The sequence below is a fragment of the Candidatus Afararchaeum irisae genome (assembly GCA_034190545.1).
GTDB lineage: Archaea > Halobacteriota > Halobacteria > Halobacteriales > Afararchaeaceae > Afararchaeum > Afararchaeum irisae.
Map to the genome: position 1 here is coordinate 1 of JAXIOF010000021.1, position 1187 is coordinate 1187.

At 57.1% G+C, this 1187-nt stretch carries 1 protein-coding gene; it reads right to left on the reverse strand.

The window, feature by feature from the left end:
• Positions 1–10: 10 nt before the first annotated feature.
• On the reverse strand, positions 11–1186 hold the full coding sequence (locus SV253_03005) for a rhodanese-like domain-containing protein (GenBank protein MDY6775035.1): 1176 nt from the start codon (positions 1184–1186) through the stop codon (positions 11–13).
• Position 1187 lies beyond the last annotated feature (1 nt).

The window sequence follows — 1187 nt, forward strand, 5'->3', positions numbered from 1 at the left end:
ACTCGCCGTCTCAGTCGTCAGCGACCATACTTTCCTCGGTCGCGGCACAGCGGTTGGGACCTAGTTCGAGTTCGTCTTCCTCGGCTTTGTCCTCAGGCTCATAGTCGCCGCTGTTGGTAGCGATGACCTTCTCGTAGTTGGGGGGCTTCGAGGGAATGTTGTCGAACATGTACTCGACGAAGTCGTCCTCGTCCATCTGGAGAGCGCGGTTGTTCTGTCTGAGGTAGCCGACAGTCGTCATCATAGGTGTACCGGGTGTGACGTCGATGAACTCTCCGCCGTCTGTGACCGAGAAATGTCCCGGAAGTATCTTGACTGTGTCGGGCTCCGAGAGTATCTTGTCGTGGAGGGTGTCGTACTGCATCTCGGCTCCTCCCTTTGCCTCGTCTCCCGCGAACTGGAGCTCAGTACGTCCTATCGACTCGACGAAGACCGTGTCTCCCGTCGTCAGTGCCTCGTCGTTGATGAGATACGACGTCATTCCCGTCGTGTGCCCCGGCGTCGGGATCGCCTTTATCTCTACGTTCTCTCCAACTTCGAGTACCTCGTTCTGGTCTAAGCCGTCGAAGTCGTAGTCGGGGTCTCTCGTTCTCGCTCTCTCTCCTAAGTGGTACGGAACGTCGAGTTCGTCTGCGAGTCTACGTCCTCCCGAGATATGGTCTGCGTGGATATGTGTGTCTAAGACGTGGGTGATCTTGTAGCCGTACTCCGACGCAGTGTCACGGAACTTCTTCGTCGCACGTGTGACATCTATCGCCGCAGCCTCTCCCGTCGCCTTGTCACCGACTATGTATCCGAGGCAGCCCTTCGATCTCCTCTGAAGCTGTATGATCTCTATCTCGTCGCTCTGTGTAGCGATAGGCACGACGTCGTAGACCATGCTCCACGCTTCCATGCCGCCCTCGACACTCTTCACGTCGTCGTATCCCTCTCCTTCGAGATACTCGGCGAAGTCCTTCGACGACTTGCCCTTCGCACAGACTGTGACTACCTCGGTGTCCTCGTCTATGCCGTACTCGTCGACGACGTCTTCCCAGTCACCTCTGAGCTCGTCGTCGGAGTGGGAGTACTCGACGTTGACCGCGCCGCCGATGTGCCAGTTCTCGTAGTCCTCCTGGTTTCTCGTGTCGACTAAGACGTAGTCGTCGTCGCTGTCCTGCTTGTCTCTGAGCTCCTCTACGGTTATC